Source organism: Curtobacterium sp. S6 (genome assembly GCF_000710345.2).
Taxonomy (GTDB): domain Bacteria; phylum Actinomycetota; class Actinomycetes; order Actinomycetales; family Micrococcaceae; genus Rothia.
In genome coordinates this window covers 1,501,271-1,526,975 of sequence record NZ_JHEL01000015.1, presented here as the reverse complement: position 1 = coordinate 1,526,975, position 25,705 = coordinate 1,501,271, and the positions used below count along the sequence as shown (strand labels likewise).

General features: G+C 67.2%; 24 protein-coding genes. 14 read left to right on the top strand and 10 right to left on the bottom strand.

From position 1 onward, the window contains the following. Positions 1–7: 7 nt before the first annotated feature. Positions 8–745 carry a GntR family transcriptional regulator gene (locus CURSPS6_RS09175; RefSeq protein WP_030015703.1) on the bottom strand — a complete coding sequence of 246 codons (738 nt, stop codon included), beginning with the start codon at positions 743–745 and terminating at the stop codon, positions 8–10. 156 nt (positions 746–901) lie between these two features. Here CURSPS6_RS09175 and CURSPS6_RS09170 point away from each other — a divergent pair, with 156 nt between their 5' ends. The 11 genes from CURSPS6_RS09170 to CURSPS6_RS09115 all read left to right on the top strand — a co-directional run bounded on the left by CURSPS6_RS09170 (position 902) and on the right by CURSPS6_RS09115 (position 12,887). Continuing rightward, positions 902–2,068, top strand: coding sequence for a TIGR03364 family FAD-dependent oxidoreductase (locus tag CURSPS6_RS09170; protein ID WP_030015702.1), 1,167 nt, complete (start codon positions 902–904; stop codon positions 2,066–2,068). A 70-nt stretch (positions 2,069–2,138) separates the two neighbouring features. Then, positions 2,139–3,179, top strand: coding sequence for a 2-aminoethylphosphonate ABC transporter substrate-binding protein (locus tag CURSPS6_RS09165; RefSeq protein ID WP_035810387.1), 1,041 nt, complete (start codon positions 2,139–2,141; stop codon positions 3,177–3,179). Continuing rightward, on the top strand, positions 3,176–4,318 hold the full coding sequence (locus tag CURSPS6_RS09160; RefSeq protein ID WP_051687791.1) for an ABC transporter ATP-binding protein: 1,143 nt from the start codon (positions 3,176–3,178) through the stop codon (positions 4,316–4,318). Before CURSPS6_RS09165 ends, CURSPS6_RS09160 begins: the two co-directional genes overlap by 4 nt. Beyond that, positions 4,315–5,214: a 2-aminoethylphosphonate ABC transporter permease subunit gene (locus tag CURSPS6_RS09155; RefSeq protein ID WP_051687790.1), complete on the top strand. Its 900-nt coding sequence runs from the start codon at positions 4,315–4,317 to the stop codon at positions 5,212–5,214. The genes CURSPS6_RS09160 and CURSPS6_RS09155 overlap by 4 nt, the downstream gene beginning before the upstream one ends. A 46-nt stretch (positions 5,215–5,260) precedes the next feature. Beyond that, a complete protein-coding gene (locus CURSPS6_RS09150) occupies positions 5,261–6,079 on the top strand; it encodes an ABC transporter permease (RefSeq protein WP_030015697.1) in 819 nt (272 codons plus the stop codon). Positions 6,080–6,416: 337 nt separating this feature from the next. Next, complete coding sequence (gene mvk / locus CURSPS6_RS09140) at positions 6,417–7,388, top strand: mevalonate kinase (RefSeq protein ID WP_051687789.1); 972 nt, start codon at positions 6,417–6,419, stop codon at positions 7,386–7,388. After that, positions 7,385–8,377 (top strand): diphosphomevalonate decarboxylase, encoded by a 993-nt coding sequence (mvaD, locus tag CURSPS6_RS09135; RefSeq protein ID WP_235503715.1) that lies wholly within the window; start codon positions 7,385–7,387, stop codon positions 8,375–8,377. Before mvk ends, mvaD begins: the two co-directional genes overlap by 4 nt. Continuing rightward, positions 8,374–9,504: a phosphomevalonate kinase gene (locus CURSPS6_RS09130; protein ID WP_035810383.1), complete on the top strand. Its 1,131-nt coding sequence runs from the start codon at positions 8,374–8,376 to the stop codon at positions 9,502–9,504. The genes mvaD and CURSPS6_RS09130 overlap by 4 nt, the downstream gene beginning before the upstream one ends. Further along, positions 9,501–10,616: a type 2 isopentenyl-diphosphate Delta-isomerase gene (fni, locus tag CURSPS6_RS09125; RefSeq protein ID WP_030015693.1), complete on the top strand. Its 1,116-nt coding sequence runs from the start codon at positions 9,501–9,503 to the stop codon at positions 10,614–10,616. Before CURSPS6_RS09130 ends, fni begins: the two co-directional genes overlap by 4 nt. 18 nt (positions 10,617–10,634) lie before the next feature. Continuing rightward, positions 10,635–11,681 (top strand): hydroxymethylglutaryl-CoA reductase, encoded by a 1,047-nt coding sequence (locus CURSPS6_RS09120; protein ID WP_030015692.1) that lies wholly within the window; start codon positions 10,635–10,637, stop codon positions 11,679–11,681. Further along, the gene (locus CURSPS6_RS09115; protein WP_051687788.1) at positions 11,682–12,887 is read left to right on the top strand and encodes a hydroxymethylglutaryl-CoA synthase; all 1,206 of its coding nucleotides are present in this window, start codon (positions 11,682–11,684) and stop codon (positions 12,885–12,887) included. It abuts the gene before it with no gap. Positions 12,888–12,932: 45 nt separating this feature from the next. On the opposite strand, the gene CURSPS6_RS09110 is transcribed toward CURSPS6_RS09115, so the two are convergent. Next, the gene (locus CURSPS6_RS09110; protein ID WP_030015690.1) at positions 12,933–13,778 is read right to left on the bottom strand and encodes an anti-sigma factor domain-containing protein; all 846 of its coding nucleotides are present in this window, start codon (positions 13,776–13,778) and stop codon (positions 12,933–12,935) included. Further along, entirely contained in the window at positions 13,778–14,356 is a 579-nt protein-coding gene (locus CURSPS6_RS09105) for a sigma-70 family RNA polymerase sigma factor (protein ID WP_030015688.1), read from the bottom strand. Before CURSPS6_RS09105 ends, CURSPS6_RS09110 begins: the two co-directional genes overlap by 1 nt. A gap of 245 nt (positions 14,357–14,601) precedes the next feature. Here CURSPS6_RS09105 and CURSPS6_RS09100 point away from each other — a divergent pair, with 245 nt between their 5' ends. Continuing rightward, positions 14,602–15,567, top strand: coding sequence for a lipid II:glycine glycyltransferase FemX (locus CURSPS6_RS09100; protein ID WP_051687787.1), 966 nt, complete (start codon positions 14,602–14,604; stop codon positions 15,565–15,567). A 27-nt stretch (positions 15,568–15,594) separates the two neighbouring features. Here the strand turns inward: CURSPS6_RS09100 and bla are convergent, their stop codons facing one another. The 3 genes from bla to CURSPS6_RS09085 all read right to left on the bottom strand — a co-directional run bounded on the left by bla (position 15,595) and on the right by CURSPS6_RS09085 (position 19,599). Beyond that, entirely contained in the window at positions 15,595–16,530 is a 936-nt protein-coding gene (bla, locus tag CURSPS6_RS09095; protein WP_051687786.1) for a class A beta-lactamase, read from the bottom strand. 112 nt (positions 16,531–16,642) lie between these two features. Continuing rightward, positions 16,643–17,878 (bottom strand): acetate/propionate family kinase, encoded by a 1,236-nt coding sequence (locus tag CURSPS6_RS09090; RefSeq protein WP_030015685.1) that lies wholly within the window; start codon positions 17,876–17,878, stop codon positions 16,643–16,645. Positions 17,879–17,961: 83 nt separating this feature from the next. Beyond that, positions 17,962–19,599, bottom strand: a complete 1,638-nt coding sequence (locus tag CURSPS6_RS09085; RefSeq protein WP_235503714.1) for a class I adenylate-forming enzyme family protein — start codon at positions 19,597–19,599, stop codon at positions 17,962–17,964. Between the two features lie 222 nt (positions 19,600–19,821). Between CURSPS6_RS09085 and CURSPS6_RS09080 the strand changes: the two genes are divergently transcribed. Next, positions 19,822–20,403: an NADPH-dependent FMN reductase gene (locus CURSPS6_RS09080; protein WP_030015682.1), complete on the top strand. Its 582-nt coding sequence runs from the start codon at positions 19,822–19,824 to the stop codon at positions 20,401–20,403. Between the two features lie 26 nt (positions 20,404–20,429). On the opposite strand, the gene CURSPS6_RS09075 is transcribed toward CURSPS6_RS09080, so the two are convergent. Then, positions 20,430–20,921, bottom strand: a complete 492-nt coding sequence (locus CURSPS6_RS09075) for a GyrI-like domain-containing protein (RefSeq protein WP_030015681.1) — start codon at positions 20,919–20,921, stop codon at positions 20,430–20,432. A 153-nt stretch (positions 20,922–21,074) separates the two neighbouring features. Between CURSPS6_RS09075 and CURSPS6_RS09070 the strand changes: the two genes are divergently transcribed. Further along, positions 21,075–21,536 carry an acyl-CoA thioesterase gene (locus CURSPS6_RS09070; protein ID WP_082470394.1) on the top strand — a complete coding sequence of 154 codons (462 nt, stop codon included), beginning with the start codon at positions 21,075–21,077 and terminating at the stop codon, positions 21,534–21,536. A gap of 7 nt (positions 21,537–21,543) precedes the next feature. Here CURSPS6_RS09070 and CURSPS6_RS09065 read toward each other — a convergent pair whose 3' ends face one another. The 3 genes from CURSPS6_RS09065 to pta form a co-directional block, all read right to left on the bottom strand. After that, positions 21,544–22,149, bottom strand: coding sequence for a short chain dehydrogenase (locus tag CURSPS6_RS09065; RefSeq protein WP_030015678.1), 606 nt, complete (start codon positions 22,147–22,149; stop codon positions 21,544–21,546). A gap of 208 nt (positions 22,150–22,357) precedes the next feature. Beyond that, positions 22,358–23,215, bottom strand: coding sequence for a hypothetical protein (locus CURSPS6_RS09060; RefSeq protein ID WP_030015677.1), 858 nt, complete (start codon positions 23,213–23,215; stop codon positions 22,358–22,360). 318 nt (positions 23,216–23,533) lie between these two features. After that, positions 23,534–25,642, bottom strand: a complete 2,109-nt coding sequence (gene pta, locus CURSPS6_RS09055; protein WP_030015676.1) for a phosphate acetyltransferase — start codon at positions 25,640–25,642, stop codon at positions 23,534–23,536. Positions 25,643–25,705: the final 63 nt, after the last annotated feature.

The window sequence follows — 25,705 nt, the reverse complement described above, 5'->3', positions numbered from 1 at the left end:
TCGGTGGCTACGGGAGGTGAGGTGTGGAGTTGTAGTGATTGTCGATGGTTAGGCTGACGGTGCCGGGCAGGTAGGAGTCCCGGCTGAACTCGAGGATGTTGCCCTCGGCGTCGAAGGACGTCCGCTCGTCCTGGAGGATCGGCGTGCCGGCGGGGCACCCCAGGTCCCGGGCGACACCCTCGGGTGCCGCGACCGCCTCGATGCGGTGATGGGCGCTGTAGATCCCGCGGCCCTGGGCGGCCAGGTGCCGAAAGATCGACCCGGAGTCGGTATCGAAGGACAGCAAGAACTCCCCGGCACGCATCGTGAAGGCCGACTCCTCGAGCATGGAGGGCTTCCCGTCCATGAAGCGCAGGCGGCGAATCCAGACCACGAAGTCCTCCGGGGCGACGTCGAGCGCGGCGGCCATCTCCTCCCCGGCCGGGCGCTTGGCGACCTCCAGGGTCTTCTGGCCCGGCACGCGGCCCAAGGATTCCGCCCACGTGGTGAAGCTTCCCAGGTGCTGCGCGGACTGCTCGGTGGTGTTGCGCCGGACCAGCGGGGTGCGGCCCTGCGAACCATAGATGAGACCTTCGGCCCGGAGGCCCGAGAGCGCCTTGCGGACCGTGCCACGTGACGCGTCGAATTGGCGCTGTAGCTGGGCCTCGCTGGGGAGGGGCTGCCCCTCGGGCCACGTGCCGTCCGCGATATTTTGCCGAAATGACTTTTCCAGGGCCGCGGCGACCCCTCGGTGTGTCGTCTCCATGAATCTTGATTGTACAAGTCATCTCGGGTGAATGTGGGTCTTCATCTGAACTGGCGGTGAACTCCGGAAGAATCAGAGTGAAGAACCCGTGTACTTGTTTGAACAAGTGCGATTTGCCGTTGTGTGAGGCCGCGGTCGGAGGGCACGGTAAGTGTCATGACTACACAGCACCACGCCGACCGCGCCTCGTGGCGGCGCCGAAACCCCGCCGAATTTTTGGCCGAGGTGGATGTCGCGGTGGTCGGATTCGGCATCGTGGGAATTGGCCATGCCGTGGCCGCCCTCGACGCCGGGAAGACGGTCGCGATCATCGACCGCGACCGGCGACCGATCGGCGCATCGATCCGCAATTTCGGCCACGCGTGCGTGACCGGACAGGTGGGAGAGCTTGCCGACCTCGCGTACACGGCCCGCCGCCGCTGGCTGGAGCTCGCCGACCGCGTCGGGTTCTGGGCGGCCGAGACCGGCGGCCTGGCCTTAGCCCGTTCGGCCCGTGAACGGAACATCCTGGAGGAGCTCGCCGACGACCGCGGGGAGCGAGTCCGGATGCTCTCGGCCGATGAAGCGTCGCGGACCCTCGGAACCGACGGACCGCCGGACCTGAAGGCCGGCGCTCTGCTCCGGGACGACCTGCGCGTGGACCCGCGGGAGGCCGTCCCCAAGATCGCCGCGTGGCTCGCGGATCAGCCCGGCACCACCGTCTGGCCCAACACCTCCTTTGTGGGGTCGGAGGACGACGTCGTCTACACCTCCCGCGGGCCCCTCCGCGCCGAGAAGACCTACCTCTGCACCGGCCACGACCTCGACTATGTGGCCCCTGAGCTTGCCGAGGAATGCGCCATTTTGCGATGCGCCCTCCAGATGACCCTCGTCGAGGACCCCGGCGTCCGGATCGAACCGGCGGTTCTCTCGGGAACCTCGATGCTGCGCTACGAGGCTTTCTCCCAGACGGAAGCGGCCCGTGGCCTCCGGGAGGAACTCACCGAACGCTCGCCGGACCTCTTGGACATCGACGCGAACCTCATGATGACGCAGCGGCCCGACGGAACCCTGATCATCGGGGACTCCCACGAGGTGCGCTCCACGCAGGAGCCCTTCCTCGAGGAGTCCACGACCGGAACCCTGCTCGCCCACGCGGAGCGGCTCCTGGGGCTCGGGCCGGGGGGACTGCGCCCGCGGCAACGCTGGCAAGGCGTGTACGCGACCAGCCGCGACCGCGCATACCTCCAACGGGACCTGAGCGATCATCTCTCGGCGTGCGTCGTGACCACCGGGGTCGGCATGACCATCGGCCTCGGGCTGGCCGAACGCTCGATGCGGTGACCCGCCGCCCTCGTCATCCCGGACGCGTGGACCCGCCACCCGTCCGTCCCTTCACCTGAAAGGCCACAGCATGGACCATTCCATCTCCCGCCGAGGTCTCCTGGGCGTCGCCGGTGCGCTCGCGATCGGTGGGACGCTTGCCGCCTGCGGAGGCACCGGAACCTCGGGCTCCGAGGGAGGCGTCACCGTATATTCCGCCGACGGCCTCGGCGATTGGTACGAGAAGCAGTTCGAGCAATTTCGCCGGACCACCGGAATCGAGGTGGCCCTCGTGGAGAGCGGCTCCGGGGAAGTCGTCGCCCGCGCCGCGAAGGAAATATCCAACCCCCAGGTGGACCTGCTCGTGACCCTGCCGCCCTTTATCCAACGGGCGGCCGACAAAGACCTCCTGCAACCCCACGGCCTCGACCTTCCGTACCTCGCCCCCGAAGACCGGGACGCCGGCGGGCTGCACGCGACGTTCGTGAAGAACTACTTCACCATGATCCGTAACGCCCGGCAGCGAGATCGCATCCGCGGATGGGACGACCTGCTGGAGGATCGGTTGCATCGGAAGGTGCAGTATTCGACGCCCGGCCAATCCGGTGACGGAACCGCGATGCTCCTGCTGCTCCAGCACGTCATGGGAAAGGACCGGGCGCTGGACTACGTCTCACGCCTGGAGGCCAATAACGTCGGCCCGTCCTCGTCCACGGGCAAACTCGGGCCGAAGGTCTCCACCGGGGAGCTCGACGTCGCCAATAGCGACCTCCAGATGGCCTTGGCCGCCGTCGCCTCGGACAACTTGGCCTACGAAACCTTTGTCCCGACCCACGGGGGCACGGCGACGACCATTTCGCTTCCCTACACCGTGGGCCTCGCCAAGAACGCCCCGCAGCCGGCCAACGCCCGCAGGCTCATCGAGTTTCTGCTCTCGAAAGACGTCCAAACCGATCTTCCGCGGGATGCCTTCGGGCTCCCCGCGAGAACCGATGTCCAACCCACCGGCCCCGAGATGGAGACCATTCGCCGAGCGCTCGACGGGGTCGAAACCTTCAGCCCCGACTGGGACGCGATCCTGCCCACCTTCGAAACCGACATGAAAGCCTACCGAGAGGCCATCGCATCATGACCACCCTGTCCCAGGCCGGCCCCGCGACAAGCGTCCGGACGGCCGAACCCGCCGCGTCCCTGCGACGAGTCACCGTCTCCTACGGGGCGACCACCGCACTGCACGACTGCTCCCTCGACATCGCCGCCGGCGAGACGGTGGCCCTCTTGGGGCCCTCCGGATCCGGGAAGTCCACCGCGCTCAAGGCCCTGGCGGGCTTCGAGACGCCCACCTCGGGCACGGTGCACCTCGGCGGCCGGGACGTCACCACGGCCTCACCCGCCCAACGAGGCATCGGGATCGTGGTCCAGTCCTACGCGCTGTTCCCCCACATGAGTGTCCGCAAAAACGTCGGTTTCGGCCTCCGGGCGCGCCGGATCGCCTCGGCGGAGACCCGGCGCCGAGTCGACGAGACCCTGCGCATGGTCGGGATGTTCGACTACGCCGACCGCATGCCCGACGAACTCTCCGGCGGTCAGCAGCAGCGCGTCGCGATCGCCCGGGCGCTGGCGATCCGCCCCAACGTCTTGCTCCTGGACGAGCCGCTCTCCGCGCTGGACGCGTCCCTGCGCCAGAGCATGGTCCACGAGCTGCAACAGCTCAAGGACAAGCTGCCCGGGCTCGCGGTGGTCTACGTGACGCACGATCAGAACGAGGCCCTCGCGCTCGCGGACCGCATCGCGGTGATGCGCAACGCCCGCATCGAGTCGCTGGGACGCACCGAAGAGATGTTCAACCATCCGCCCACCGAATTTTCCGCGACGTTCCTCGGGGGAGCGGACGTTCTGCCCGCGAGGATTCTCGAGGACGCCGCCGCGGGTGCTCCCCTGCGGGCCGACTACCTGGGACATGTCCTGGAAGCGGTCGCCCGCGAGGATTCCGCGGCGGGGCAGACCGTCGGCCTGGCCGTCCGGCCGTGGTCGTGGACGGTCGTCGACGGAGGGTCCTCGAGCAACCCGGCCCTGCGCGTCGAGGTGACCGGCGTGCAGTGGCGCGGGTCGAGCCACAGGGTCCAAGCGGTCTCCCCTGAGACCGGGCAGACCCTGCACCTGGAGCGGACCGCCGGCCAGCCCGTTCCCCAGGTCGGGGACTCCCTGAGGGTCACCGTGGAACCCTCGGAGATCCTCGTGGTTCCGGTGGAAAAGAGTGATGTGTCGTGACCGCCGTCGAGACCGCACCCGGCCGCCCCGCCGAGACCACGCCCCGGTCGCAGACGCGTCTGGAACGCCCTCGGGCCTGGTGGCCGATACTCCTCAAGGCCGCGCCCATGCTGGTGCTTCTGCTCCTGCTGGTCTACCCGCTGAGCCAGATCGTCATGACCTCCCTGGAGAACGCGGACGGCGCGCACACGGGAGAGGCCTGGGGATTGGCCCTGTCCGACCCCGAGGTGCTCAGCGCGTTGTGGACGACGCTTCGCGTGGCCATCATGGCGACTCTGGGATGCATGGTCCTGGGATCTTTCATCGCCGTGATCCTCGCGCTGGTCCCGTTCCCCGGGGCCGGGCTCGTCACACGCCTGATCGAAACCGTGGTCAGCTTCCCGTCTTTCCTGATACCGCTGGCCTTCGGCACGCTCTTCGGGCCCGTGGGTCTCGTCAACACCGCGCTGGCCAAGGGGACCGGGGCGGAGGAAGGGCCGATCCAGATCATGAACAGCATCCACGGCGTCGTGCTGGCCGAGGTCGCCTTCTTCACGCCGTTCGTGGTGCGACCGGTTCTCGCGATGCTCAAGGATTTCCCGAAGACCCAGATCGACGTCGCGTCCTCCCTCGGGGCGCACCCGCTGACGATCCTGCGGAGGATCGTCCTGCCCGCCGCGTTGCCGGTGCTCGGCGCCGCCACGATCCTGGTGTTCATGCTGACCCTCAACGAATTCGGCATCATCCTCTTCACCGGCGCCCAGGGGGTCACGACGCTTCCGTTGCTCGTCTACACCCGCTCGATCGTGAGCTTCGACCTTCCCGGTGCCGCCGCGATCGCCTGCATTCAGGCCGTGATCTCGATGCTGATCTACGGCGTCTACGCGTTGCTTCTGCTGCGGAGGAAGACCCCATGACCTACCCCGACCGCCCGTCCGACCGCCACCGACAGGGGAACCGACAATGTTGATCAGAAATTCGCTGACCCGGTGGGTCCTCTGGATCCTCTTTGCCGCGGTGGTGCTCGCGCTGCTCGTCTCGCCGCTGGTGATGACCCTGGTCCTCGCGCTCGCCGGCGAGTGGACCGACGTCATGCCCTCGGGGGTGACGCTGAGCCACCTGGGGGAGGCCCTGAGCGGCGACTCGTTGGCCAGCTTCTGGGTCTCCATCCAGACGGCGATCATCGCGTCGCTGTCCGCGGTGGTGCTCGGCACCTGGGGAGCCCTGGCCGCCGACGCCGCTCCCGCGTGGTGGGCCAAGCCGCTGTCCGTGCTGTTTCACCTTCCGGCGGCGCTGCCCTCGGTCGTCATCGGGTTGGGGACGCTGATCGCGTTCTCTCGGCCCCCGCTGGCGCTCAACGGTACCGCCGCGATCGTCGTGATCGTGCAGTGCCTTATGGTCCTCTCCTTCACCTTTTCCACCGTGAAAGGGGCGATGGCCGGCTTGGATCCGCAGCAACGTTTGGTCGCTTCGGCCCTCGGTGCGTCGCCGGCGCGGATCCTGTGGGCGATCACCCTCCCGCGCCTGATGCCCGCGATCGGGGCCGCGGCCGGTCTATCCGTCGCGCTGTGCATGGGTGAGCTCGGGGCCACCGTGATGGTCTACCCGGCGTCGTGGCGGACCATTCCGGTGAGCATCTTCACCGCGATCGACCGCGGGGATCTTTTCCTGGGGTCGGCGATGACGGCCCTGCTGGTGCTCGTGACCGTCCTAATTTTGGGGCTCATCGGCCGGATCCGGTGGGGCACGTCGGGGCGGGCCTCGGCCCGGAGGCCCCGGTAACGCGGTCGTCGTGCGGTTTTTCGAGGGCCGAAAACGCCGTCACGAATATGAGAACGACCACGCGCCGGTGTGGACCAGTGCACGGGATGGGCCGAATTTATCCTGGTGGAGGACGATCTCCGATATTCTGGTCTATGCCGCGCGAGGACGGTTGTTCGATGAGGGATCCGTTCCGGCGCGGTGGGGACCAGCCGAGGCGGCTCCGTTGCTCACCGACCCTCACGGATACCCGCCCCGGGCGTTCGGGGAGTTCACGGAAATGTGACTCCTGGTGAACACGGAATATGCTTGATCCGTCTCGGAAAGTATCTATTCCTGTCCATCGGAGTTCTGAATTTTGCACAAGTTGAAAGAGGATGAATCCTTACAGGCCTCGGCTGTTGGCCAGTCGGTTGCTTGGGGAAAGGTCATTCTCTTCGGTGAGCACGCGGTGGTGCACGGCCACCCGGCCATCGCCTTCCCCCTCCCACAGGTGGGCCTGACCGCCACGGCCACGCCGTCGCCCGGCCCGCTGTGGCTCACCGTGGACATCTACGACGGCCCCCTCGCGAGCGCGCCCCCGATGCTCGCCCCGTTGCGGGCCACCATCATCGCGACCCTCGATCTCATCGGGCGCGAACCCCGCGGACTCCACGTGACCTGCATCGGCGACTTTCCGTTGGAACGCGGACTGGGGTCCAGCGCGGCCGGGGCCGCGAGCATCGTCAACGCGATCGCGGATCTGACCGGCGATGACCTCTCTCGCGCCGTCCGCCACAGCCTCGTCCAGACCGGTGAGCGCGTGGCCCACGGCAATCCTTCCGGGCTCGACGCCTACACCGTGCTGAGCCGTTCTCCGATCTGGTTCCAGGACGGTCAGGCCGAGGACATCGAGGTCAATCTCGGGGCCCCGATCGTGGTCGCCGACTCCGGTCAACCGGGGGACACCCACTCGGCGGTCGGGGCGGTGACCGCCATGATGCGCACCAATCCCGAAGACGTCGCTCGCTACTTCACGACCATCCGCGACCACACGGTTGCCGCACGGGAGAACCTTCTCAAGGACGAACGCGCGGCCCTGGGCCGGCGCATGAACGAGGTTCACGAGGCCCTGCGGGCGCTGTCCGTGTCGAGCCCGCACCTGGATCAGCTCGTTCGGTGTGCCCGCGAGGCCGGGGCGCTGGGGGCCAAATTGACCGGCGGTGGGCGCGGCGGGTGCATCATCGCGCTCGCCCGCGATGCCCAGCACGGTCAGGACTTGGCGCGGGACCTGGAGCGGTCCGGCGCACTCCAAACCTGGATCCTGAACCCCGAGGAGTTTGAGCAGTGATCTCGTCCCGTGCGACCGCCGTGGCGCACCCCAACCTTGCCCTGATCAAGTACTGGGGAAAGCGCGATTCCGAGCGGGTCCTCCCGTACACCGGTAGCTTGTCCCTGACCTTGGATGTCTTCCCGACCCGCACCAGCGTTCGGTTGGACCCGAGCTTGTCGCAGGACTCCTTTTCGCTCAACGACGCCGAGGTCGAGGGCGGCGCCCTGGAGCGCGTCCGCGCGTTCCTGGATCTGGTGCGGGAACGCGCGGGTCAGCGCACGCACGCGCGCGTCGTATCGCAGAACTCGGTTCCGACGGGCGCGGGGCTGGCATCCAGCGCCTCGGGCTTCGCGGCCCTCGCGACGGCGGCCAGCGCCGCCTATGGCCTGCCCACGGACACCGCTTCGCTGTCCCGGCTGGCTCGCCGAGGGTCTGGGTCCGCGTGCCGTTCGATCATCGAGGACCTCGCGGTGTGGCATCCGGGGGTCGGGCACGACGAGGAAGCCGATGCCACGTCCTTCGCGGAGAAGGTCCCCGGGCCGCGGCTGGCCATGGTCATCGCGGTGGTCTCCGCGGCGCAGAAGTCGGTCTCCTCGCGGATCGCGATGAAACAGACGGCCGAGACGTCCCCGTTCTTCGACGGCTGGGTGTCTAGCACGACGAAGGACCTCGAGGACATGCAGTCCGCTCTTGCCGCCGAGGATTACACGCGCGTGGGCGAGCTGACCGAGTCCAATGCCTTGCGGATGCACGCGGCGATCAACGGCAATCGCCCGGTGATCCGTTATCTCTCCCCGACCTCCGTGGCCCTGTTCGACGCCGCGGGGCAGCTGCGCGGGGAAGGGCTGGAGGTCTACGCGACCGCGGACGCCGGTCCCAACGTCGCGGTGCTCTGCCGAGAGGCGGATCTGGAACAAACCCGGGCGGCCTTCGCCGTGCGCTTCCCGGAGCTTGAGCTCATCGCGGCGCGTTCGGGCCCCGGCGCGTATCTCACGGAGGATGCATGATCGTCTCCGAGGCGCCGGGCAAGCTGTACGTCCTGGGCGAGTACGCGGTGGTCGAACCGGGTCACCGCGCGATCCTGATCGCCGTGGACCGCTACGTCCGGGTCGAGGCGCGGCCCGCGCCGCGGGAGGGCGCCCTCCGGTCGACCGCGAGCACATCTTCCCTCGTGTGGCGGCACCAGGGCGATGTCCTGGAGATCGACGAGGACGTCGCCGGCTTCTACCGTTACCTCATTTCCGCGCTGCGCACCGTCGAGGCGTTGCGGCGCGAACGCGGCCTGGACCCGCAACACTACGAACTTCACGTCAGTAGTCATCTCGACGACGCCGAAACCGGCGCCAAATTCGGCCTGGGCTCCTCCGGGGCCGTGACCACGGCCGCGGTGGGCGCGATCGGGAGCGTGTACCGGATGGACCTGACCCCGGAACAGCTGTATCGCCTCGCGATGATCGCGACCGTCCAGGTCACCCGCACGACCTCCGGCGGGGACATCGCGGCGAGCTCGCTCGGCGGGTGGGTCTCCTACGCCTCGCCGGATCGCGAGTGGCTCGCCGAGGCCTCCCGTGAGAACCGCGTCGAAGACCTCCTCGCGGCCCCGTGGCCCGGGTTGCACCTGGAGCGCCTCGACGGGCCGGAGGGCCAGGTGGGCGTGGCTCCCGTGGACGTTCGCGTCGGATGGACCGGCGACCCAGCGGACACCCCCGAACTCGTGGGGCAGATGCGGAAGAAGGCGCCGATTCCGGCCGAGCTCCTGGCCCGGAGCGATTCGCGCGTCGAAGCCTTCCAGAAGGCCCTGATCAGCGGAAACGTCGCGGAGATCGGCACCATCGTGGCCGAAGCGAGGGCGATTCTGGGAGAATTGGCCGAACAACGCGGGACCGTGATCGAAACCCCCGAGCTGACCGCGCTGGTCGAGGCGGCGCTGTCGACCGGTTGGTGGGCCAAGTCCTCCGGCTCCGGCGGCGGGGACTGCGGGATGGCACTTGGGCCCTCGGGCGCGCCCCACGCCAGCCTGGATCGCGCGTGGGTGAGCGCGAATATCCGCCCCCTCGACCTCCACGTCTCCGACCGGGGACACAGCATTCGCCACGAAACTTTCACGCCCACCGATCCAAGGGACGCAGCATGATCCGTAGCCGCAAGGACGACCACCTGAACTACGCCGCGGCCCAACAGCGGGAGCAACCCTCCCGCACCGACTGGGACGACGTGCGCATCCTGCACCACGGTCTGGCCGGCATCGACGCGGCCGACGTGGATATCTCGACCTCCCTGCCCGGGGGCATCGACTGGCCCCTGCCGTTCTACATCAACGGCATGACCGGTGGAACCGAGACCACCGGCCGGGTCAATGCCGCCCTCGCGGAGGCGGCCGCCGAGACCGGCATCGCGATCGCGACCGGTTCGATGAGCATCTACCTGCGGGACGAATCCGTGCTGCCGACGTTCCGGGTGCTCCGGGACAAGAATCCTCACGGCTTTGTGATGGGTAACCTGAGCGCCGATGCGACGCCGGAGGCGGCCCGCCGCGTCGTCGAGGCCCTGGAGGCCGACGCCCTGCAGATCCACATCAACGCGGTCCAGGAGACCGTCATGCCCGAGGGATCGCGCGGGTTCGGCGCGTGGTGCGAGAACATCGCGACGCTCGTGGACTCGGTGTCCGTGCCGGTCATCGTCAAGGAGGTCGGATTCGGACTCTCGCGGGAAACGATCGTCCGGCTCGGCGAACTGGGCGTCACGATCGCCGACGCCGCCGGAAACGGCGGCACCAACTTCGCCCGGGCCGAAAACGAGCGCCGGGAGGGCAAGGATTACGCCTTTCTCGCGGACTTTGGCCAGTCGGCCCCGGCGTCCCTGCTCGACGCCGCGTCCTTGCCCGCCGCGACGCCGCGACCCGCGCTGTTCGCCTCGGGCGGCGTGCGCAACCCCTACGACGTCGTCCGCGGCCTGGCCCTCGGCGCCCGGGCCGTGGGCGTGGCGGGAACCTTTCTGCACACCGTCCTGGGTGACTCCGGCCTCGAGGCCGGTGCCGACGGGACGCGCCGCCTGGTCGAGCAGATCACGGACTGGAGGGATCGGTTGCACGAGATGTACGCGATGCTCGGGGCGGCGAGAACCGCGGATCTGGCCACCACGGATGTGCTGGTCGGCGGCGAGCTCGCCCGCGCCGCGCAGCTGCGGGGGACCGACCTCGCCGGGCTCGCGAATCGCCGTGGACGCGCGCGATCGGCGGCGGAATAGACCATGACCGGAGGAAGAATGCACGAACCTTTTCAGACACCCATCCCCACCCAGTGGATCGGCCCGATCCGCGTCTCGGGGAACGTGGTCGACGGTGAAGAGATCGAGGTGCCTCTGGCCACCTACGAGACCCCGCTGTGGCCGTCCGTCAAGCGGGGGTCCAAGATCTCCCGCCTCGTGGAGGGCGGCATCCGCGCGACCCTCGTCGACGACAGGATGACGCGTTCGGTTTACTTCGAGGCGCCCGACGCCGGGACCGCGCATCGCGTCGCGAAGGAGCTGAATGCGCGCCGGGACGACCTCCAGGCCGTGGTTGCGGGGGCGTCGCGCTTTGCGCGGCTGATCGACCTGCACTTCCAGTACGCGGGCAATCTCCTGTTCGTGCGCTTCGACTTCACGACCGGCGACGCTTCGGGCCACAACATGGTCACCCTGGCCGCGGACAATCTCATGCCGTGGATCCTCCAGGAGTATCCCGAGCTCAAGTACGGCTCGATCTCCGGGAATTTCTGCTCGGATAAGAAGCCGACGGCGGTCAACGGCATCCTGGGGCGCGGCAAGAACGTGATCACCGAGATGCTAATCCCGCGCGAGACCGTCGTGCGTTTCCTCAAGACCACTCCCGAGCAGATCGCCGACCTCAACACGCGCAAGAACCTGGTGGGCACCAACCTCGCCGGGGGCCTGCGCGTGGCCAACGCCCACTACGCGAATATGTTGCTCGCGTTCTACCTGGCCACCGGCCAGGATGCGGCGAATATCGTCGAGGGGTCCCAGGGGATCACCACGGCCGAGGTCCGCGACGGCGACCTGTACTTCTCGTGCAACCTGCCGAACCTCATCGTCGGTACCGTGGGCAATGGAAAGGGGGCCGGACTCGAGGTCGTCGAGGAAGGCCTCCAGCGACTGGGTTGCCGCGAGGACCGCGAACCCGGCCTCAACGCCCAACGGCTAGCGGTTTTGTGTGCGGCCTCGGTATTCTGCGGGGAACTGTCCCTGTTGGCCGCACAGACCAACCCGGGTGAGCTCATGGAGGCTCACGTGAAGATCGAAAGGAATCGATAGTTGAGCACTCAGACGAATCATGAGCAGGCGGCCGGCCCCGACGCCGCGCCCTCCACGGGTATTCAGGACATTGCGTTCGCGACGGGTCATTACTCCTTCGACCTGAAGAACCTGGCCGAGAAGCACGAGATCGATGTCAACAAGTTCTACGTCGGCATCGGCCAGGAGACCATGAGCATCCCGGCCGAGGATGAGGACATCGTGACGATGGGCGCGGCCGCGGCGCAGCGCATCATCGAACGCAACGGCACCGACGGTATTCGAACGTTGCTGTTCGCGACCGAATCGGGCATCGACCAGTCCAAGTCGGCCGGCGTGTACGTGCACGGCTTGCTGAACCTTCCCCGCGAGATCCGCACGATCGAGACCAAGATGGCCTGCTACGGCGGCATCGGCGCCCTGCAGATGGCGCTCGGCATTGTCGCCCGTAACCCGGAGGAGAAGGTCCTGGTCATCACCTCCGACGTCGCCCGCTACGACGTGGACACCTCCGGCGAGCCGACGCAGGGCGCCGCCGCGGTGGCGTTCCTCGTGCAGGCCTCCCCGGATATTTTGGCCATCGAGCCGGCCCAGGGCGTATACACCACGGACGTGCAGGACTTCTGGCGGCCGAATTTCCGGAACACCGCCCTGGTGGACGGCAAATTCTCCGTCGGCGCCTACATGGATGCCCTGGTCGGAGCGTGGCACGATTACCGCGCCCACGGCGGCGTGGACTTCCGAGAGATCGACTGGTTCTGCTACCACCAGCCCTTCACCAAGATGGCCGTTAAGGCGCACATGCGCCTGACCAAGGAGGCCGGCGTTCCCCTGGAGAAGCCCGAGGCCGCCGCGGCCCTGGAGCCGACCTTCGGGTACAACAAGCAACTCGGCAATAGCTACACCGCCTCGATCTTCCTGGGATTCCTCGCGCTGTTGGACTCGCAGAAAGACCTTGAGGGCCAGAGGGTCGGGTTCTTCTCGTACGGCTCGGGGGCGGTCGCGGAATTCTTCACCGGCGTGATCCTGCCCGGCTACCGCCAGCACCTGCGGGCCGAGGAGCACCAGGCGATCCTGGACGCCCGCGAGCCGATCGGCTACGACCGCTACCGCGTGCTGCATCCGGGAACGCTCGTCCAGCCGACGGACAACTACCGCACCGAGCGGCAGACCCAGGCACCGTTCCGCTTCGAAGGCGTGGACGAGGGGTCGCGGCTCTACCGCTAACAAGAATGACCATCCATGAGGTGCGACGGAGTCCTCCGTCGCACCTCATGTGTGCGTGGAGGGGTTCTCGATTGTGGCGGTCATCATGACGTCGCTCGTGGGCTTGGCCGAGCCGCCCGTGGGCTCCACGGTGATGGCGACGGCCTGGGCGCCGCCGACGTCTCCGGTGAGCCACACGTTCGGATTGCCCGCATCGAAGGTCCCCTCGGGCGCCGGCGTGCCGTCGTCCATCATGAGCCAGAGTTGATATTGCTTTCCCTGGCCCGGGTCGGTGAAGTCCGAGCCGATGAACATCGCCGATGACTTGCTCTTCGAGGAGATCACCATGCCCGAGACCCCGTCGTGGGGCGGCATGTGGCTCATCGTCATGTCGGGGGCCATCAGGAGGTCTTCCTGACGTTGTTGCTGTTGGTCACGGTCCTGCTGGAGGCTCGCCTCGACGCTCTTGCGGCCGGTCTCGTGGCCCACGGCCCAGCCGCCCACGGCCACGCCCGGAACCAGGATGAGGGCCGCCGCGGCGAGGAGCCACCGGTGCCGGGAGGACCGGGCCGGGGCGTGCCGGTGCCGGCCGATGGGCGTCACGGTCGCGGAACGGGCGGCCTCGGGCTCCCGCGCGGGAGCGGCCTCTGCGGCCGGTGCGTCACCGTGCGCCCGGATGGCGGCCAGGACGTCGGCGCGGAGCTCGGGCGGGGGATCGACGGCGACGCTTGCCCCGAGGCGTCCGGCGGTGTTGCGGAAGGCGTCCACGTCGTCTTGGCAGGCGGGGCATCCGAGAAGGTGTTCCTCGAAGGCGCGGGCCTCGTCGGCGTCGAGAGCGTCGATCGCGTACAGGGAGGCGTCGGCGTGGATGAGCTCGGGGTCGTTCAGCCCGCGTGGGTCGTGAGTCGCCATTATTCCCCCAATACCGTTCGAAGATTCGTCAGACCGTCTCTGATCCGGGATTTTGCGGTGCCCAGCGGAATCCGGAGAGCCTCGGCGAGCTCCCGGTGGCTCATGCCCCGGAAGTACACGAGGATCAAGGCTTCCCTCTGAAGCTCGGACAATTCCGCCAGACCCGACTGCACGTCGGTGCGATCGAGCGTCCTCTCCACGTCTTCCCAGGTGAGGTCGTGGGGTTCGGACGAGCCGAGGCCAGCGCCGTAGCGGTCCTCGCGGGATCGGTACCGGGAGACGGCGCGGACCTTCTCGACGGCACGCCGGTGGGCGATGGTACACAGCCAGGACTGGGTGGTGCCCCGCTCCGGATCGAAACGGTCGGCCTGTTGCCAGGCCATGAGGTAGACCTCTTGGACGGTTTCCGCGGCCAGCTCCCGGGATCGAAGAATCCGCAGGACGAGGCCGTAGACCACCGAGACCGTATGGTCGTAGAGTTGCGCGAAAGCGGTCTCGTCGCCACGGGCGCTGTCAAGGATCCATCGGGCTCGTTGAGCCTCGGCGGATTCCTCTGAGGGCTCCGGTGGGTCGATCACGTGGCCTTGCCTTGTTGTCGTGGCGTCGCTTCAAAACGTCGCGGAACTTCCCTGTCCACGCGGACCATGCTACCTCCGCGGCCGCCTGTCGAACGAACACCCTCGTGAGAGCGCAGAATCCCGCTCGCGAAAAATACTTCCTCCGAAGACCCATCCGCCGGCCCCTCGGCGGCGAACCCCAGATGCATGGCCACGGTTCGCTCCGGGGCAATCTCCAGTTCGATGACGAGAGAGGTAACCCACCGATGGTGTACAGCATGGAGTCCGTTCTTCAAGAAGACGCCTGGTCTCAGTTTCAGCGTTCCTTGGGGAAACGGACCTGGCAGCTCGACGGGGACGGGTGGCGGGCCCTGTGCATCGAAGAGAAACGACGGGTGGGGTCGTATCTCTACGTGCCCTACGGGCCGTTGTGCGCGAGCGAACAGGCGCTTCAGGCCGCGCTTCGGGCCGTGCACGGCCTGGGGCGACGCATCGGCGCGTGGTGGGTGCGTGTGGAGCCTCGGAACTTCGAGCGGTCCGCCGAGGGATTCGATGCCGAGCGCTGGTCCGAGACCCTGACCCGTCAGCGCTATCGCAAGGCACCCCGCGATCACCAGCCGGCGAATACGCGGCTCATCGACCTCGGCGCCGGGGAACGGGAGATCGTGGCGGCGATGAGCGGCAGCAACCGGACCATTTATCGCAATCATTCCAAGAAGGGCCTGGAGGTGAAGACCAGCCGGGACCCTCGGGACATCGAGATTCTCACGAGGTTCCTGGAGGAATCCGCCAGGGATCAGGGGATCGTTCCCCGATCCGCGGAGTACCTGCGGAGCCTGGCGGTCAGCATGATGCCGTCCGGGGCCGCGACCCTGTACAGCACGTGGAAAGAGCAGGATCCCCTCTGCGCCACGCTGGTCTACGACAGCCCGTCCCAACGGCTCTTTGCCCACGCGGCGATGCCGGCCCGGCATCGGCGACTGCGTCCCAACCAGCCGCTCATCAGCACGGCCCTCGTGGACGCCGCCCGGGCCGGTCAGCGGACCGCGGATCTTTTCGGCATCGCCCCAAAGGACCAACCGAACCACCCGTGGGCCGGGTTCAGCGCGTTCAAGCGGTCCTTCGGGGGTGAGGACATCGCGCACCTCGGCACGTGGGAACGGTCCGTGGTGCCCGGGGCCCTCGGCGCGGCCAGGCTGCCGGCCTTGTGGGCCAGCTGGCGCCATCGGTGACGACGCGGCGGCGCGGGCCGCAGGTCGTCAGCCCGTGACGATGGGCGTCACGATCCGGGTCGCCTCCGCGATCGCGCTCTTCTGCGCGGCCTGGTTATCGGCGATGCTCGACGTCGTGAAGATCGACAGCACCACCGGCGAGCCGTTCTTGGGCCAGATCACGGCGACGTCGTTGGATTCCCCGTGGGTGCCTGCCCCTGTCTTGTCCCCGACGGTCGTGCCCGCCGGCACACCCGCCCGGATCTGATCGGCCCCGGTGGTGTTGGCCTTCAACCAGGTCGTCAGCCGAAGCCGATGCTCGGGGGTCAGCGCGGTCCCCAGGGCGAGGTTCTCCAGCGTCGAGCAGAAGGCCGCCGGGGTGGTGGTATCCAGCTCGCCGGCGGCGTCGTTCAGCTCGGGTTCTGTGCGGTCCATGCGGGTCAGGACGTCGCCGGTTCGGCGGACGAAATCCGTCACGGCGTTCGGGCCACCGACCGTCTCGACGAGGAGGTTCGCGGCGGTGTTATCGCTCAAGGTGATCGCCGCCTCGCAGAGGGACTCGACGCTCATCGATTCGCCGATGTGCTGGCCGGTCGCCGGGGCGTACGGGAGGATGTCCTCTTCGGTGATGTCAATGTTGCGGGACAGCAGGCTCGGGTCGGAGGTCGCGCGATCGAGGATCGTCGAGACCACCAGAACCTTGCCGACCGAACAGAACAGGAAGCGCTCGGTCGAGCGGTAGCCGAAGCGTACCTGGGTTTGGGAGTTGAAGGCATGGACGCCGATGCGGCCTTCCAAGCGTGATTCGAGCTCGCGGAGCCGCTGGGCGGCGTCGAGCCTGCTGGTGTTTTCCTCGGGGCTGTACGCCGAGGCGGCGGTGCCGCCGGCGTAGGCCAGCGGGATGAGCGCGGTCGCGCCCGCGAGCAGGGTGCGCCGGGATGCGGAATGGCCTGATAGATGCTGGTGATGACGTGGGGAAGTCAAAGAATCTCTTTCCGTCGGGGTGAAGAGATGCGGGTGATGATTTCCCCGATATTAGGTGAGGAGGCTGAACGGAGACTGGTGGGGGCCTGGGCAACAGGCCCCCACCGGGGTCTCAGCTCTGGATGCGTGAGGTCACCAATCCGGCCGTGGCCTCGGCGATCGCGCGTTCCTCGTCGGTCGGGACCACGAGCACCGGAATCGCGGAGTCCGAGGCGGAAATCACCCGGATATCATCCGAGCGGACCGCGTTGGCGGAATCGTCCAGCGCGATGTTCAGCGCGGACAGCTGGTCGACCACGAGCTTGCGGAACTCGGGGCCCTTCTCGCCGATGCCGGCCGTGAAGATCAGCGCCTGCATGCCGCCCACGGCCACGTGGTAGCCGCCGATGTACTTGACCAGGCGATAGGCAGCCATCTCCATGGCCAGGGCGGCCTTGGCGTCGCCGGCCTCGGTCCGCTCGGTGAGATCGCGCATGTCGTTGCTGCCGCCGATGGCCGCGAGCCCGGACTCTTTATTCAGGATCCGGTCGAGCTCTTCGGCGCTCATGGAACGGTCGCGGGTCAGGATTCCGGTGAGGACCGAGGGATCGACGTCGCCCGAGCGGGTTCCCATGATGAGCCCGGCCAGCGGGGTGTAGCCCATGGACGTGTCCACCGAGGTGCCGCCTTGAATGGCCGTCACGGAAGCCCCGTTGCCGAGGTGCGCGACGACGGCGTTGAACGATTCGCGCTCGGCCCCGAGGAATTCCGCGGCCTTTCCCGTCACGTAGTCGTGGCTGGTGCCGTGGAATCCGTAGCGCCGGATGCCGTGGAGCCGATAGAAAGAGTCGGGGATCGCGTAGCGCCACGCCTTCTCCGGAAGGGACCGGTGGAACGCGGTGTCGAAGACCACGACCTGCGGCAGGCCCGGCCACTTCTTTTCCACCGCCCGCAGGCCCAGGGCGGCGGCCGGGTTATGGAGCGGGGCGAGGGGAGCGAGGCGTTCGATGGCCCGAATGATCTCGTTGTTGACGATCACCGGCGCGGAAAAGCGCTCGCCGCCGTGCACGACTCGGTGGCCGACGGCGTCGATCGTGCGCCCGCCGAGGGCTTCGTCGAGTCGCTGGGCCATGACGTCCAGGGCCTGCGCGTGGTCGGCGATGTCTCCGCCCTCGCCGATGTTTTCGATCAGGCCCTTGGTGAGAACCTGGTCTCCCTCCACTCCCACGGTCGCCTGCTCGAGCGTGATGCGCTCGTTGATCGCGGGCATCGAGGAGGTGTAGGGCGCGATATTTTCGGCCGAGGTCGAGACCTCGCGCACCTGGTATTTGATGGACGAGGAGCCCGAATTGATGACCAGGACGAGCATGGTTTTCCCTTCGCGTCGTGACGTATACGGTCACGATTATTCCACCGCCGTCTCGAAGAATCGCCGCGTGCTCGCCCCTCCGATTAGGAACCCGGTGCCACGAGCTTTCCGGCCTTGTCATCCTCCTCTGCGATCTCGGCCACCTTGTAGTGCATCTTCTTGCCGGTGGGCGTGAGCGGGAGCTCGTCGACCATGCGGTAGGCGCGCGGCCGCTTGAAGTTCGCCAGGGACTGTTCCTCGCGGCAGAGGGCGTCGAGATCCTCCGGGGTGGCTCCTTCTCCCGTGGGAATCACGTACGCGACCACGCGCTGGCCCCAGTGGCTATCCGGAACGCCGACCACCACGGCGGTCTGGACGCCCGGATGCGTCTCGAGGGCTTCCTCGATCTGCACCGGGTGGATGTTCTCTCCGCCGGAGATGATCATGTCGTCCTTCCGGCCGACGACCGTCACGAATCCTTCCGAGTCCCACGTCGCGAGGTCCCCGGGGTAGAGCCAGCCGTAGTGGAACTTCTCCTCGTCGCGATTCGGCGCGTTGAAGTAGGAGAATCCCGACTTCGGGGAGCGCATGATGACCTCGCCGATCTCGGAGTTATCCGGCGCGACGGTCTCCTCTGGGGTGGCGACCCGGTCCTCGAAGATTTTGACGACGGCGACGTCGTCGTCCGTCGAGGCGCGACCGGTGGTTCCCGCGTGATCCGGGAGGTCCTCGGGGCGGAGGAACGTGTTCCAGAAGGTCTCGGTGGTGCCGTAGCCGTTGAAGATCCGCGGCGTGAGGATCTCCTGGTAGCGGATCGCGTCGGCGCGCGAGAGCGGCGCACCCATGGTCACGATCCCACGCAGCGTCGAGAGGTCCCTCGGCTTGCGCTCCTGGGCGTTGGCCAGCATGCCGAGCGTGACGGGGGCACCGATGAGGAACGTGATGCCGAGTTCCTCCGTGAGGTCCAGGGCGCGGTCGGCGTCGAAGACGCGCATGGGCACCACCGAACCGCCGGAGTAGAACACGGGGTTGGGGCCGCCCGAGTATAGGCCGCCGCGGTGGAACCAGGGGGTCGTGTTGAGCGTGCGGTCCTGCGGGGAGAGCGGGAAGTGCATGATGACGTCGTGGGCGGACATCACCTCGACCAGAGACGGCAGCGGCACGCCCTTGGGCATCCCGGTGGTGCCCGAGGTGTAGAGCCGGGTGGATTCCTCGTAGGTCGAGAAGTCCTCCGGAACCTCGATCCGGCGGTTCGGGGCGGCCTTGAGCGCGTCCCAGAACGGCGTGGCGGCCTGGTCCGATTCGCCGCCGACGATCCAGCGCACCGGATCGCACGAGGAGAGCCGGACGGCCTCCATGCTGTCCCGGTGGAAGGTGGACGAGTGGACGAAGACCTTGGGGTCGCTGTCGTCCAGAATGTGGGCGGTCTCGCCCGGGGAGAGGCGGTAATTGATCGGGACGCTCACGGCGGCGAGCCGCTGGGTCGCGAGGTAGAGGATCGCGAACTCCGGGCCGTTGGCCAGCTGATAGACCACGGAATCCCCGCGTCCGACACCCGCCTGGCTCAGGGCCGACGCCGCCCGCGCCACCTCGGCGTCGAGCTGGGAATAGGTCCACGATTCTCCGGTGTCCGGGTCGATCATGGCCGCGGCCGAGCCGTAACGCCGCACGTTGCGTCGGAAGCCGGCCTCGTAGGTGAAGGCGTGGTCGAAGTATTCCTTGAATCGTTGAGGGTCGTACACGATGACCGTCTCCTGTGCGAGTGAGAACTGTATAGCTTTACTAATCAAGTCTACTACCGGCGGGGATCGGGCCGCCGGTCGGATCGGTTCCATTCAAACCTCCCCGGCGGGGAGTTTCCAGGCCTTGCGATTAATGCGTGAATAGAACAAAATTGTTCGCCCAGGCGTACTTCCGCCACCCCTGCCATCGCTCGCTGGAGCGAAGATAAGGAATCAATCGTCATGACGCATTCGGTCAGCATCATCGTGGGAAGCCTGCGGAGGGGTTCCTATGCCCGCAAGATCGCGCGGGAGGTGATCGGATACTTCGGAGAGGGTATCGAGGCCTCCATCGTCGAGATCGGGCAGCTTCCGCTGTACAACTTCGATTACGACGACCCGAGCGTTCCGGATGTGCAACGACCCGCCGAATACACCGAATTCCGCCGCACGATCCACGAATCCGCCGGGGTGCTCTTCGTGACCCCGGAGAATAATCGGACCATTCCCGCCTGCCTCAAGAACGCGGTTGATATCGGTTCCAAGCCGAACGACGACGTCGTCTGGCGCGGACTTCCGGTGGGAATCCTCAGCCACTCGGTCGGCCGGATGGGCGGGTATAGCTCCCAGAAGAACCTGCGGCTCGCTCTGTCCTACTTCGACATGCCGACCCTGGGCCAGCCGGAGGTGTTCCTGGGGCGTTCCCCCGAACTGTTTGACGACGAGGGGGCGTTAAACGCCGAGAGCACGCGCGAATTCCTCCAGGACTACGTCGACCGTTTCAGCGAATTGGTGCGGTCGCACGCCTTGGCCGGAAAGAGCTGACCGCCGACGGGCCGCCGTGGTGGCGTCTACTTCTCCTCGACCGGGGTTGCCAAACCGGTGATCAGGGTTTCGGGGTCCACGTCCGGGCCGGGCTCGGTGTCGTAGGCCTCCCAGAAGGGCAGGAGCGGGGACTTGCCGTCGGCGTCGATGGCCTCCATGAAGGCCTGCCACGAGGCGGCGAGTCCGTCATACGGTCCGTGGTGCTTGGTGGTGGCTAGCGTCGCGCAGGCCGGCAATTCGGAGTTGACGATCTCGACGCCGTTGATCGTGGTGTTCGACGGCAACGGCGCGTCCACGGGGAAGCCGACTTCAAAGGTCGCGGTATCGCTGGGCCTGACCTCGTGACGGGCGAAGGCCGGGCCGGTCGGGGTGAAGGCGCCCTCTCCGATGGCGCGGCCCAGCGCGGAAAAGGCCCGGTCCATCGCGGCCGGCATATCGTGCATGGGGTATTCGCGGAAGCGGACCACCGCGGTGGGGAATCCGGGGAACTCGATGTATTCGACGTCGCTGCGGCTCATGGGGCTGCGCTCCTAGGGTGGGGTGCTTCACAGTCTACGGCCCTCTGTCGCGGCACGTCAGGGCCGTCATGTAAGGACAAAGCCTGGAGCGGGCGGCGGCATCGTGTCACGATGAGTTTCATCGAAACGGAATCGGGTGGAGAGGGAATCACCATGGCACACCACCAGGCGGAAATGGCCCAGGGGTCCTTTGACGACATGAACTTCCACACCCGCAAATGGGTGCGCCCGGAAGATCTCAATGCGAACGGCACGCTTTTCGGGGGAAGCCTCCTGCGCTGGATCGACGACGAGGCCGTGGTCTACGCCATGATCCAGCTCGGCAATCAGCGCATCGTCACCAAGTTCATCTCCGAGATCAATTTCGTCTCCTCGGCCACCAAGGGAGACATCATCGAGATCGGGCTGCAGGCCATCGCTTTCGGCCGCACCTCGCTGACCATGAGGTGCGAGGTCCGGAACATCATCACCGGACGCGCGATCCTGTCGATCGAGCGGATCGTGTTCGTGGGGCTCGACGCCGAGGGCGCGCCGCTCGAGCACGGATTCACCGGCGTGACCTACCAGCGCGATCGCTTTCCCGAGGAGCTCCGCAATAAGGAACCCGGGCTCTAGCGGCTCGCTAGGCCCAGACGGGGAAGATCTCCCCGCTCTGCACGCCCTCGATCGACCGCACGAAGGCCTGGGCGACGTCGGAGGCGGGGACCTGCCGGAACCCCGGGAACGAGGGGTGGTAACCGGTGGCCTCGCGCAGGACCGTCGGGCTGACCGCGTTGATCCGCAGGCCGCGGGGCAACTCCGCCGCGGCGGTTCGCACGTAGGACTCGACCGCGCCGTTGGCCACGGCCGAGGCGACGCTGCCGTGGATCGGGACGGTCGTGAGGACCCCGGAGATCAGGGTGATGGATCCGCCGTCGGTCAGGCGGCTCAGGGCCTCGGTCGCGATGTTGATTTGGCCCATGGCCTTATCTCGCAGGCCGGCCATGTAGTCTTCCGCGGTCAGCTCGGTGACGTGCTTGAACGGGGCGCCGCCGGCGCAACTGACCACGGCGTCGACCGGGCCGACGCGCTCGAAGAGGTCCCGGACCGAGGCCGGATCGGACATGTCGACGCGCTCGCCGCTGCTGCGTGAGGCGCGGATGACCTCGTGCTGCTGCTGTTCCAGGGCCTGGGCCACGGTGCTGCCGATGAGCCCCGATGCTCCCACGACGATGATTTTCTGAGCCATGATTCCGGCACCCTTCTCGAGGTCTTGAGACGATTCTTCCGCTCATCCGACCGCTTGCGGGCGGCCGGCGGGATGTCCCACGGAAGCAATATTGCAAGCCTATCTAAGACCGCGGCCGGCCGCTCGAATGCGGTGAGGGGCCGGCATTCCGCCGGCCCCTCACCTGGAGAGAAAGAAATTTGCGGTTCGGCTAGGGCCGATCCTGCGGTCAGACGGCGTCCGACGTGTACGTCACGGTTCCCCAGGGAGAGGTCACCGCAACCCTGTACTGAGTGCGGATAACCGCCCCAGAAGCTCGATTCTCGTCACCAAAGGTTGCCGCCGGCATCCTGGTCATGAACGAGACCACCGAGGCGCCCGCCTGACCGGTGGTGATGTTGCTGGCCAGTTCGATGGTCCAGGTCCACTGGTCGCGCCCGGCGGCGTTCGTGGAATGCTCGCCGTAGGCCCAGGTCCACGGCGTGCTCTTCGACGGCTCTGGAGCTCCCGGGAACTTCAGGTAGCCGAAAAGGCGGCTGTACGGGGAATTGGTTCCCTTGAAATCGTCGTTGAGGCGAATCATGGGAACGTTGGCTCCCTGACCGCGCGTGCCGTTGCTCGTGTAGGCCCCTTGCCCGTTCTGGAAGATGTACCGGTCATTCCCGGTGGGGGTGGGGCGGTAATTCACCTCGCCGGCGATGTTCTCGACGAGAACGCGGATCTGTTGCCCTTGACCGGTGCCGTTGACGCCGTCCACGGACGAATAGTCGGCGTCGGGATTGCCCCCGGCCGGATAGACGGGCGGCCACATGCCATTGCGCGCACCGGAGGTGGCGAGCGGATTGGCCGCCTGAACCTTGGGGAAGGAGTTGGTGAAGCCGAAGCTTTGAGGCTGTTCGGTGCAGTTGGAGGTCGGGTACACGGCCCACTCCAAGTCCTTGGCGGATTGGCCGGTGAAGTTCCCCTGTGCGGGCCACGAGCTGAACCACGGCGCGGCCACGATCACTCCAAAGGGGGTGCACCGATCTTTCGTCGGCCGCGAGGTGGCGTACGTCGGTACGCCCGAGGCGGCCACGGTGATGGGCACGGACCATGAGGCCCCCTTGACTAACGTTCGTCGCTTAATTTCGCGGGGGGGGGGTGAGCTCCAGAGACATTGTGATGAAACCTTATGTCGAGTTGAGTTTTGCGGCGGTCGGGGTCTCGTGGCCCGGGCGTCGCACGGTCGATACTCGATAGTAACCTTGCGCGGCGTCTTTGGTTCAAGACTTAAATAATGTGACCGAAACATGACGTCATGGACCCTGCTGTTTCCTCCCTCGGGAGGTGGCGGGCAGCGAAAAGGCCCCGCGGAGAGCGGTCGGGCGCTCTCCGCGGGGCCTGCTGGCTTACCGCATCCGCTGGCCTACTGCGCCTGGGCCTGAATGGCCGTGATGGCCACCGTGTTGACGATGTCGTCCACGGTGCAACCGCGCGAGAGGTCGTTGACCGGCTTGCGCAGCCCCTGGAGCACCGGGCCCACCGCGACCGCGCCGGAGGACTGCTGCACGGCCTTATAGGTGTTGTTGCCCGTGTTGAGGTCCGGGAAGACGAAAACCGTGGCCCGGCCCGCGACCTGCGAATCCGGGAGCTTGGATTTGGCGATCGAGGCATTGGTCGCGGCGTCGTACTGGATGGGGCCCTCGACGGCGAAGTCCGGTTGCGATGCGCGGACCAGCTCGGTGGCCTCCCGGACGCGGTCGACGTCCTCGCCCGATCCGGAGCCACCCGTGGAGTACGAGAGCATCGCGACGCGGGGGTCGACGCCGAATTCGCGGGCCGTCCGGGCGCTGGCCAGGGCGATGTCGGCGAGCTGTTCGGCGTCCGGATTCGGATTGACCGCGCAGTCACCATAGACCAGGGCGCGGTCCTCGAGGAGCATGAAGAACACCGACGAGACGACCTTAACGCCCTCCTTGGTCTTCACGAATTCCAGGGCCGGCCGGATGGTGTTGGCGGTGGTGTGAGCGGCACCCGAGACCATGCCGTCCACGTGCCCGAGCTGAACCATCATGGTCCCAAAGTAGGAGCCATCGAGCATGCGCTCGCGGGCCTGGTCGAGATCGATGCCCTTGTGGGCCCGCACGCGGGCGTATTCGGCGGCGTACTCCTCCCGAAGCGGCGAGGTCGCCGGGTCGATGAGCCGGACCTCTCCAGGTTGAGGGTTTTCGGAGGCGGTGAACGTGAGGTCGATTCCTTCGGCCTGGGCCAGCTCGCGGACGCTGGACTCGTCGCCGAGGATCGTCAGATCGCAGAAGTTGCGACGCGTGATGATCTCCGCGGCACGGAGAATCCGCACGTCCTCGCCTTCGGGCAGGACCACCCGGCGCCGGTTCGAGCGTGCCGTCTCGATCAACTCGTGTAGGAAACGCAGCGGGGTCATGGTCGCGGGACGAGGAAGGTCCAGGCGGCCGAGGAGTTCCTTGTCGTCCACCCGCTTGGACCACTCACCCATCGCGGCGGCGATCTTGCGGGGCGCCCCGGCGCGCAGCTCACCGTGGACGGCACCGACGGCCTGCGCGGCCGAGTAGGTGTCCCCGGAGGTCCGCAGGATGGGGAAGGGCGCCGAGCCGATGAGGGCCTGGGTCGCGGCGTTGATGTGCAGGTCGCCGGAGAGCAGTACGCCGGACGGCACGGGGAACGTGGGGGACAGCGCTGAGGCCAGCGTCGCCATGACGACGTCGGAGCGGTCCGCTGGCGTGATGACGAAGTCGCCGTCGGCCATCTGATCCAGGAAATTGCCGACCGTCATGGCCGCGACCTTGACGGCCTGGATGTCTCGGTCCAGGGAGGCGCTGACGCCCGAGGCATCCAGTTCCAGGTCGTGGACGACCTCCGCGACCGTCGGCTGCGAGATCGCGGGGGTCTCGGGGAGAACGTATACGTGGCCGCCGCGTCGGCCGGCGGGAATGCGGGCCTCGACGTCGCCGGCGACCTCCGGATCCACGCGATTGACGATGATGCCGAGCAGGTCCGTCTTGGCCGCGTGCAGCTCGGCCCGGGTGACCTCGACGGCGTTGACGATGTCCTCGACCGACTCGGCCTCCGCGCCCGAGATGACGGCCAGCACCGAGCAGCTCATGGTGTTGGCCAGCCGGGCGTTGAGATCGAATTCGGCGGTCGCGGCGTTGTGGGCGAGCAGATCCGTGCCGTCCACGATCACGGCGTCGTACTTCTGGATCATCTCGGAATAGATGTTCAGCGAGATGTTGAGCAGTTCGCTGATATCTCCCGAGGCGAGGATCTCGCGGCATTGAGCCAGGCACACTCCGCCCCGGGCGGAGGACTCGTCCAGGTCGAAGGTCTCCCTCATCAGCCGGATGCGGGGATCGGTGTCGGCGGTATCGGTCTCGAAAACGGGTCGGAAATACCCGACCGAGTCCGCCCGGCGGATCAGGGAGTCGGCCAGGCCGAGGGCCACGAGGGTCTTTCCGGCCCGTGGGGTCATCGCATCGAGGAAAATACCGGTCGTCATGAATCGTCCTTACGCTCAGTAGCTCGGGACAGCGTCGCTGCCTCTCCGTCGATTTTAAGCGGA

Coding starts and splice junctions, on each gene's coding strand:
- CURSPS6_RS09175 (WP_030015703.1), bottom strand. CDS start 745: ATGGAGACGACACACCGAGGGGTCGCCGCGGCCCTGGAAAAGTCATTT.
- CURSPS6_RS09170 (WP_030015702.1), top strand. CDS start 902: ATGACTACACAGCACCACGCCGACCGCGCCTCGTGGCGGCGCCGAAAC.
- CURSPS6_RS09165 (WP_035810387.1), top strand. CDS start 2,139: ATGGACCATTCCATCTCCCGCCGAGGTCTCCTGGGCGTCGCCGGTGCG.
- CURSPS6_RS09160 (WP_051687791.1), top strand. CDS start 3,176: ATGACCACCCTGTCCCAGGCCGGCCCCGCGACAAGCGTCCGGACGGCC.
- CURSPS6_RS09150 (WP_030015697.1), top strand. CDS start 5,261: ATGTTGATCAGAAATTCGCTGACCCGGTGGGTCCTCTGGATCCTCTTT.
- CURSPS6_RS09130 (WP_035810383.1), top strand. CDS start 8,374: ATGATCGTCTCCGAGGCGCCGGGCAAGCTGTACGTCCTGGGCGAGTAC.
- fni (WP_030015693.1), top strand. CDS start 9,501: ATGATCCGTAGCCGCAAGGACGACCACCTGAACTACGCCGCGGCCCAA.
- CURSPS6_RS09120 (WP_030015692.1), top strand. CDS start 10,635: ATGCACGAACCTTTTCAGACACCCATCCCCACCCAGTGGATCGGCCCG.
- CURSPS6_RS09110 (WP_030015690.1), bottom strand. CDS start 13,778: ATGGCGACTCACGACCCACGCGGGCTGAACGACCCCGAGCTCATCCAC.
- CURSPS6_RS09100 (WP_051687787.1), top strand. CDS start 14,602: ATGGTGTACAGCATGGAGTCCGTTCTTCAAGAAGACGCCTGGTCTCAG.
- CURSPS6_RS09090 (WP_030015685.1), bottom strand. CDS start 17,878: ATGCTCGTCCTGGTCATCAATTCGGGCTCCTCGTCCATCAAATACCAG.
- CURSPS6_RS09080 (WP_030015682.1), top strand. CDS start 19,822: ATGACGCATTCGGTCAGCATCATCGTGGGAAGCCTGCGGAGGGGTTCC.
- CURSPS6_RS09075 (WP_030015681.1), bottom strand. CDS start 20,921: ATGAGCCGCAGCGACGTCGAATACATCGAGTTCCCCGGATTCCCCACC.
- CURSPS6_RS09070 (WP_082470394.1), top strand. CDS start 21,075: ATGGCACACCACCAGGCGGAAATGGCCCAGGGGTCCTTTGACGACATG.
- CURSPS6_RS09065 (WP_030015678.1), bottom strand. CDS start 22,149: ATGGCTCAGAAAATCATCGTCGTGGGAGCATCGGGGCTCATCGGCAGC.
- pta (WP_030015676.1), bottom strand. CDS start 25,642: ATGACGACCGGTATTTTCCTCGATGCGATGACCCCACGGGCCGGAAAG.